This is a genomic window from Bartonella sp. CL25QHWL, from assembly GCF_042195335.1.
Lineage (GTDB): Bacteria > Pseudomonadota > Alphaproteobacteria > Rhizobiales > Rhizobiaceae > Bartonella.
The window spans coordinates 1-7794 of record NZ_JBHIOE010000024.1 but is presented as its reverse complement, the minus strand read 5'-3'; the positions used below and the strand labels follow the sequence as shown (position 1 = coordinate 7794).

The window sequence follows — 7794 nt, the reverse complement described above, 5'->3', positions numbered from 1 at the left end:
ATTCTCATGTTTTTAGTCCATAATTTTACCAATTGGTCTATTTACCTAAAATTTGACCGTACAGAGCGTTTTATATTACAGATATGGTTTTATCGTAAAATCTTTAAATCGCTTTGTACGGTATCTTTTTGTCGATTTAAACACATACCTAATCGTAAAATGATCAGCACTTTTCACTAGTTTGCTGTTTTAAGCCGCTTTAGAATTGCTACTGTCATGACACTCTTCACTAGGCTTGCCTATTCTCATGAATGAAATGCGCTTGCCTCCTAAGGCTAGGTTACGCGTATTTTCAACTGCTGTAAAAACTCTCTCAGCAACACCATAAAGCCTGCTTTCTAAATCACGACAATACTGCGCAAGATCAGCACAAGAGGGGACAAAGGTTGTTGACATGCCTTTAGCTTCTCCACGTATAAGATTTTTAACAGCTTGCAACAAAGACCAGAGTGAAATGCCGTTAAGAGCTGCGATATAAGCCTTTGCACGCGCTTCTACATTTGAAACTTTTTGCATTGTCAAACCACCTTCAAGCACATCAAGAGCCTCTGCTATGTCTTCAACAGACGCTTTCACGGTAAGTAAGTTTTGAACAGTCTGATAAGCTTCTAAAGCTTGTTTCTCTAGGGTTGCTGTCAATTGAATGCCATTTCTCAAGGTCCATGGAAACTCCAGAGTTACACATTGCTCTATCTGTTGCACGGTATCTTGTAGAGGTGTCACTAAGCTGTGTTGCACCGATAAGATTACGGATTGTCTCTCCGGTACCACCACGAGTTCTTTGATCTTTTGAAAAGTTTCCATTGTTTCCACCATTGTTATTCGTGTTTTTCGTTTTTTCTAAATCCTCGATAGCCTTTCGCACCCAGTTACGCCATGTTGCTTGCCAATCGGTTTTGGTTGCATTTGCTCCGGCTTTTGAACGCCAATAATCTCTAAACTTTGCGATTTCGACTTTCACGCGCTCTGGAGGCAAGCCCTTTGCAATGGCAAAATCGTAATCGGGTTCAAAATCCGTAGGCAATCGACAGCCGCGATTAGCTTGCGCTCGTTTTGCTTTTTGGGAAACGTTCTCTTGCTCGTGAAAGGGAGGTTGGTTTTCTACACCCGTTGTGATTTGCTCTGATGTGCTCTCAACAGCAGCAACCTCTGTTGGCTCGTCAACCAAATCGATTGTTTCTAAATCTTCAGAACCAATTTCTTTTTTTGCTAAAACGATAGTTTTAGTTTTTTTATTATAACTGTTAATGTTATTGTTTATGTTATATATATAGGCATCATTAAGCATGTCGTAAGCATCATGCTTAGCATCCTTAAGCATACTCTTAGCATCATACTTAACAGATTTAGCATCATTAAGCATGGCTTTAGCATCATCACAAGCATCATTTGTATGTTTATCCCATCTTGCCTGCGCTGCTTTCTTTGCTCTCTCTGAGAACTTCTTTGACCGAGATGTCTTCGATACCTTATCTAAGCTTTCATTAGAGTTATTGAGTTCTTCTTCAACTTTTAAACTCCATAAACATCCATCGTCTAAACTTTCGATATGACCTATGCTTATTAAAACTTCTAACGCTTTAATAAACATTTTTACTGAACAGCCAGTGTAATTAGCCCAGACCTTCGTGTTATTTAAAAGCGGTTCTCCAGTATAAAGCATTTGCAAACGCAACTTTATATAAACATTGCATTCAATGGGAGATAAACAAGCAAGATCAAGAATCCACCTATCTGCAAACAGCCTCGTCCACGGTAATTTACTGGACATGTGTCCTCCCTTCTTTCATTAAATATAAAATTGCTAAAGCATCTGCTTCGTTGTCGTCTTTAGGCGTATGTCCTTTTGCACATACCGCCTTAATCATTTCTTCTTTTGAGGCATTGCCTTTTCCTGTTGTTGCCTTCTTAATTGTGCCAACAGGAATGCCTTCATATGGTATCTGATGATGTTCACACCACGCTGTTAAGGTTGCTAGAAAGCCTCCGTAAATATGAGAAGCGTCTGTATCCACATGCCGGCGCACCTCTTCAAAATACACTGCGTCAATTTCATCAACAGACCTCTTTAGTTCAGTAAGCCACCGTTTAAAGCGTAAATAACGCATACTACCGCCTTCAAAACGGCGTGGTTGAAAATCTTCTGTATCGCTTGTGATAAAACCATCCGCACCACGTATCGCCCAGCCTGTCTTGGTCCCTAGATCAAGACATAAAATGGTTTGTGCGTTAGTGATCATAATCCCCCCTTAAGGCTCTACGTATTTATATGTGCGCTATGACAGAGCGCGTAGTTATAAGTTTTAAAAAATTGGATTAACTCAATTCAGACACACACTGCACACATCATTTATTAATTCGATTTCTTCTTTTCTTTTTTCGATGAGTTTATCCCTTAAGAAATCAAGCCTATTTTTGACTAAGGCTATAAACAAGATCAGCTCATTTAAGCGATAAAAAGAAGACAACTCTTGAGAAAAATAATTATCAAACCAAGTTGTAAAAGCTTGCGTAAACACAGATAAAAACCATTGATTAAAATCATCGTACGGCAATAACGGAAAATATTTTCTATCATCACGCGCAAAGATACTATGCAGCATATAGACAAGACAACCTGTTGATGAGGGGTCTATGCTTATTTCAAAATATGCATCTTGAGTCGAAACGACACCATAATATATGTTTTTCTGTCCAATCTTATTAACAAGGTCAATCAACTGGACTTTGCTTATAGTGATCTGTGGGACATCTATCATCTCTAATCTTTCTTCTTTAAGAGTGTGTATGCTGCTGTTGCTGTTCATTATTATCTGTAGAGGCGGCACTCTGAGAAGATATTACTGTTTGTGATGTATTTGGTGTACTAACTTTCTCCACCAGATGAAGCGTATCTTTTCTTCGTTTTGTCATTGGACGAATAACTCTATGGGATTTACTCCCATAATTATGTAGGAACCAATCTAGCGTAACCCAAGATAGACCTTTGACTTTAGACAACTGAATAATTATATTCCAGTATTTTGGAGAAATACTATTGCGATCACGCATTTTACGCGCAGCCTCATAGCTACAACCAATTTCCTTTGCAAATTGGCGTATAGATCCCAAAGACTCAATCAAACTTTTGACATAAAAATCATTAACCATGACACATGCAGTACATTACGTACAATTTTAAATCAAGATAAAATCGTACACAATGAATTAAAAAAATAGTGGATAATGTACAAATGACTTATTTGCCAAAAGATAGACTTAAAATAGCGCGTAAGAATGCTGGATATGCGACACCAAGCGAAGCTGCGCGCGCTATACCAGCTCTTAATCAAAATACCCTAATTAGTCACGAAAATGGAAATCGTGGTATTTCGCGCCAAATAGCCGAACTCTATGGACAAGTATTTAATGTAGATCCGGGGTGGATTTTGTATGGCGAGTCTCCTCAAGAAAATCCTAACCTCAATATAAGTATTCCTCTCGTTTCATGGATTAGCGCTGGAGAACTAAGTGAGCAAGATGGGATAATGGATTTTTCAGATTATCCTATGACAGAGGCTGTTAATCTTCCTGCCGGTGAATGGATTGCTTTACGTGTAGATGGCGCATCTATGAATAAAATTAGCCCTCCAGATTCTATAATATTTGTAAATATGCGAGACAAAAAACTTGTACCTAATGCCTGCTATGTAATTGCAGATGAATCTGGACAAGCGACATATAAACGATATAGACCTAATGATGATCCTCCTTTTCAGCCTGCTTCATACGACAAAACAATAAAGGCTCCAAAACTTGAAGGCGCTATCTCTATAATAGGTCGTGTACGGCGCACTATTCTTGATATGTAAACATAATACGATTCTCTGTTCACGTTATCAATTAGATTGCCATCAACAGATTGAAGCAAGTTTGATTGATTTTTATCAGTAAACAGCAAACTTTTGATTCTCTAAATTATGCCGTGATTCGTCATTTTTTTATTTTTTAAAAAAATAGTACATTATGTACTTGACTGTATTTCGTGCATAGTGTACTAATATATCCATAAACCACGCACAAACAATCGCCAAGAGGCGTTAGGGAGGAGAAATTATGGATAAGCCAATTCTTATAAATTCTGATGAAATTTTATTAGTTGTCTATGGTGATGATCAAAACATTGGTCGATCGGGACCACTGGATAAAAGCCAAATTCTAAGCATTGTTGATGAGGCAGATGATGCAATCCAAATCTTTCGCATCAATCCTTCTGAAAAGAACTGTGAAGATATTTCTGAAGAGATCGCAGAGGCATATGTAAAAGAAAATATTGAACGTCTCGATGAAGATAGTGAGGTTCATTACTTTATACGTGAAAGTGATGTTTACAATAGACTTTTAGACGAGATCGCAGACGAAAAATATAATGATGAGATTTACGGTACTTACGAACAACAACACCGTTTGCGTCCTTGTGATGTGCTTTAAATTCTGAAGGGCGCATTTAAAAGCGCCCCCTTTAATCCATCAATAATTAATTAGAGTAAACTCATGAACACACATGACACTAATAAAGATAGTGAAGGATATCTCATACCTGAAAACGAGGTAGAAGACAAAATCGATTATGTCCAAATGGTCAATGCCCATGTAATGCATAGGCACTTACACTTGAAACAAGATTTTTCCACTTGGTTTAATGATTGTGTTGAAAAGCTTGATCTAAAAGAAGGCGTGGATTTGGTTTTTACAAAACAAGAATGGAACAGACAGAAGATTTGTCCAAAATCTGAAATAGAAACAGATAAAACCGATAATCATTACTTCAAAATTCACGCAGCAAGTAAAATCGCTAAAGCAGAGCGCCATAGAAACTATGGCAGAATATTATACCAAAACTTGTGTTTTCATTAATTAAGGGGGTGATGATGAAAAGCCTTATTATAACATCTGAAAAATATGAACTTTTTGAAAGGAGTTCATCATAAATACTCTCATAGAGATTAAAGAAAAAACCATTGATAAGGAAACTGTTCAGACAGTAAATGCACGTGATCTGCATGCATTCTTAGAGGCAAAACGTGACTTTTCCAATTGGATTAAGGACCGTATTACCAGATACAATTTTATAGAAGGACAAGACTTTGTAAAAACACAAGATTTGCGGTCCCCAAAATTGGGGAGCGCAAAATCTAGAGCTGTTACAGCTATAGACTATCACCTCACATTAGACATGGCAAAAGAGCTCGCCATGGTAGAGCGTAATGAAAAAGGTAAACAAGCCCGTCAATATTTTATTGAATGTGAACGGCGTGCAAAGAAACCTTTAGACCTTGCAAATGCTTTAGAAGATCCTCTCTTTGTTAAGAAACTTCTTTTAGAAAGCGTCACACAATTAGAGACCTTAAAAAGTGAAGTGAGTATCCTTAAACCAAAAGCAGCTGCTCTTGAAAGTTTGCAACGTCACAACGGACTCTTCGGTCTTACAGAAGCCGCTAAAATACTCGATATGCAACCAAAACAGTTCATTCTCTTCTTACAGCAAAAAGGGTGGATTTATAGACGTGCAGCAGGTGGAAATTTGCTTCCTTATCAAGACAAAATCCAAAAGAAACTTATGGATTGCCCAACCATTACACTTAAAACCGCAAATGGAATAGAAAAAGTCATTCCTTGCGCAAAAATCACAGCAAAAGGAATTGGTGTGCTGTCTCAAGAGCTTAAAAGACAAAGCATGCATTAAGAGGAGGTTATTATGATAAAAAAGAAATACGAACTGACAGACGCAACAATCGAAGTTAATGGCAGAACTCTCCACCGCATTCGCGCCTTACGAGACTTTGGAAACGTCGAGAAAGGCGATTTAGGGGGGGGTATAGAGCATGAGGGCAATTTAAGTCACGAAGGGGATTGCTGGGTTGGTGATAATGCATGGGTTTATGAAGGTGCCCGTGTTTATGATGATGCACAAATTTCTGATAATGTTCAAGTTTTTGGTAATGCAGAAGTTTACGAGGGTATACATTTTTATGGATATATAGAAGTTTACGGCGATGTACGTGTTTTTGGTAACTGCGATGCTATATACATTGCCAATGATGCAGGTGCTTATGGGTATGTTGATAATATTGACCTCACCTCAACTAGAGAACAAACCAGATGAAAAAATACCGACTACTAATCTTATAGTGTCTCTATAAGCCGTTTCTAACCACACAAACAACTTTTTAAAACATGCGTGATTCACGCCACAGGAGAATTGCGCTCAAATAGGAGGAAATCAAGATGAGTGAACTAAGTACCACACAAACGGAATTAGTGGAAACAACGAACGATTGTGAAATCAAACCTACAGCTATGGAGCTTCTTTTAGAAAGAGCTTTAGAAAATGATGTCGATATGGATCGTCTCAAGCGTCTTCTTGAATTGCGAGAACAAGAGATAAAACGACAAGAGCGCCAAAACTTTGTCCGTGATCTTTCGGCTACGCAAATGGAATACAAAAATATCGAACAAAACGCCATTAATACACATACTAAAAGCCTCTATACAACGCTTGATAAATATATTGATGCTATCAAAGGACCTCTTGCAACACATCACTTTGCCTTGTTTTCTCGTATCAAAGACCAGAGTTCAAATGACATAACTGTAGAAATGACTTTAAAGCATATATCGGGCAATGAAATATCAACAGAAGGAACATTTCCTTTTGATGCTACAGGGAGCAAAAATAACATACAAGCGGTTGGTTCTACTCTCACCTACGCACGTAGATATCTCTTAGGCATGCTTCTTAATGTTGCAAGAAAAGAAGACGATACAGATGGCAACACGCTTCTTGCAGGTATCTCTCCTGAACAAATGAATGAAATCAAAGAATTAATTAAAAAAATACAATCTGAAGAAAGTAAGCTTATCTCTTTCGTAGGAGCAAAAAATCTAACAGATATGTCTTATAAACAAGCCAAAATCGCTTTGTTTTCTTTGAAAAAAAAGCAACGTTCACAAATGAATAAAGCACAACAATCCTTACCACCACAAGAGCAACAAACGGCGGTGTGAGATGGAACAAAGAACAGCAGAATGGTTTCAAGCACGCTTAGGAAAAGTCACCGCATCTAATGTTTACAACGTACTCAGTAAGACAGCAAAAGGTTTGCCTACAAGCAAATATGAAGACTACAAAACGAAACTCATGACAGAACGCTTAATAGAGGAAATAAGCCAATCTTATACAACACCTGCTATGCAATGGGGCATTGAACATGAAGAGAATGCCTTGAGAGAATATGAATTCATTTATGACGCAGAAGTCACAAGATGCGGGTTTATCCCCCACCCAAAAATGGAAATGGCGGGGGCTAGTCCTGATGGGTTGATTGGAGAGGACGGTTTAATCGAAGTCAAATGTCCACAATCAACCACGCATTTGCGTTTTTTTATGTATGACGAAATCAAACCAGAATATCACGCACAAATGCAATTCCAAATGGCATGCACTGGACGCAAATGGTGTGATTTCATGAGCTATAATCCAAACTTTGTAGGCAAATCTACTGGTTTGAGAATGAAAATCAAACGCATCCTCCGCGATGAGGAACACATTGAAGAGATTAATAAAGCTGTCGAAATCTTTTTAGGGGAAATAGAACAAGAGATGCAAAAGATTTTGACAAAAGCTGCTTAAACCTATGTGGGTGCTCTCTCCTCCCAGCACCCACACCCATTTACTAAGGAAATTAAACGTGTGTAACACCAAACATATTATCATACAGCCTGCTAAAGATGAGGAATTTTGTTTTTTTACCA

Annotated in this window: 13 protein-coding genes; 8 read left to right on the top strand and 5 right to left on the bottom strand. The window is 38.0% G+C overall.

Annotated elements, in window-relative coordinates:
- The coding region (locus ACFILY_RS08675) for a hypothetical protein (protein WP_375637868.1) at positions 1–180 on the top strand (180 nt) is incomplete at its 5' end.
- A gap of 9 nt (positions 181–189) precedes the next feature.
- On the opposite strand, the gene ACFILY_RS08670 is transcribed toward ACFILY_RS08675, so the two are convergent.
- The 5 genes from ACFILY_RS08670 to ACFILY_RS08650 form a co-directional block, all read right to left on the bottom strand.
- Positions 190–576 carry a hypothetical protein gene (locus ACFILY_RS08670; RefSeq protein WP_273754097.1) on the bottom strand — a complete coding sequence of 129 codons (387 nt, stop codon included), beginning with the start codon at positions 574–576 and terminating at the stop codon, positions 190–192.
- The gene (locus ACFILY_RS08665) at positions 560–1771 is read right to left on the bottom strand and encodes a hypothetical protein (protein ID WP_375637867.1); all 1212 of its coding nucleotides are present in this window, start codon (positions 1769–1771) and stop codon (positions 560–562) included. The genes ACFILY_RS08670 and ACFILY_RS08665 overlap by 17 nt, the downstream gene beginning before the upstream one ends.
- Positions 1761–2240 (bottom strand): crossover junction endodeoxyribonuclease RuvC, encoded by a 480-nt coding sequence (locus ACFILY_RS08660; RefSeq protein ID WP_273790999.1) that lies wholly within the window; start codon positions 2238–2240, stop codon positions 1761–1763. The genes ACFILY_RS08665 and ACFILY_RS08660 overlap by 11 nt, the downstream gene beginning before the upstream one ends.
- An 81-nt stretch (positions 2241–2321) precedes the next feature.
- Positions 2322–2759, bottom strand: coding sequence for a hypothetical protein (locus ACFILY_RS08655; protein WP_273791000.1), 438 nt, complete (start codon positions 2757–2759; stop codon positions 2322–2324).
- A gap of 16 nt (positions 2760–2775) precedes the next feature.
- Complete coding sequence (locus ACFILY_RS08650; protein WP_273791001.1) at positions 2776–3150, bottom strand: hypothetical protein; 375 nt, start codon at positions 3148–3150, stop codon at positions 2776–2778.
- 83 nt (positions 3151–3233) lie between these two features.
- Here ACFILY_RS08650 and ACFILY_RS08645 point away from each other — a divergent pair, with 83 nt between their 5' ends.
- The 7 genes from ACFILY_RS08645 to ACFILY_RS08615 all read left to right on the top strand — a co-directional run bounded on the left by ACFILY_RS08645 (position 3234) and on the right by ACFILY_RS08615 (position 7672).
- Positions 3234–3851, top strand: a complete 618-nt coding sequence (locus ACFILY_RS08645; RefSeq protein ID WP_273791002.1) for a S24 family peptidase — start codon at positions 3234–3236, stop codon at positions 3849–3851.
- 244 nt (positions 3852–4095) lie between these two features.
- Positions 4096–4470, top strand: coding sequence for a hypothetical protein (locus ACFILY_RS08640; RefSeq protein ID WP_375637865.1), 375 nt, complete (start codon positions 4096–4098; stop codon positions 4468–4470).
- A 63-nt stretch (positions 4471–4533) separates the two neighbouring features.
- On the top strand, positions 4534–4896 hold the full coding sequence (locus ACFILY_RS08635; RefSeq protein WP_273791004.1) for an antA/AntB antirepressor family protein: 363 nt from the start codon (positions 4534–4536) through the stop codon (positions 4894–4896).
- 70 nt (positions 4897–4966) lie between these two features.
- On the top strand, positions 4967–5725 hold the full coding sequence (locus ACFILY_RS08630; protein WP_375637869.1) for an antA/AntB antirepressor family protein: 759 nt from the start codon (positions 4967–4969) through the stop codon (positions 5723–5725).
- Positions 5726–5737: 12 nt separating this feature from the next.
- Positions 5738–6145 (top strand): hypothetical protein, encoded by a 408-nt coding sequence (locus tag ACFILY_RS08625; RefSeq protein WP_375637864.1) that lies wholly within the window; start codon positions 5738–5740, stop codon positions 6143–6145.
- Between the two features lie 122 nt (positions 6146–6267).
- A complete protein-coding gene (locus ACFILY_RS08620) occupies positions 6268–7047 on the top strand; it encodes an ERF family protein (RefSeq protein WP_375637863.1) in 780 nt (259 codons plus the stop codon).
- 1 nt (position 7048) lies between these two features.
- A complete protein-coding gene (locus tag ACFILY_RS08615; protein WP_375637862.1) occupies positions 7049–7672 on the top strand; it encodes a lambda exonuclease family protein in 624 nt (207 codons plus the stop codon).
- Positions 7673–7794: the final 122 nt, after the last annotated feature.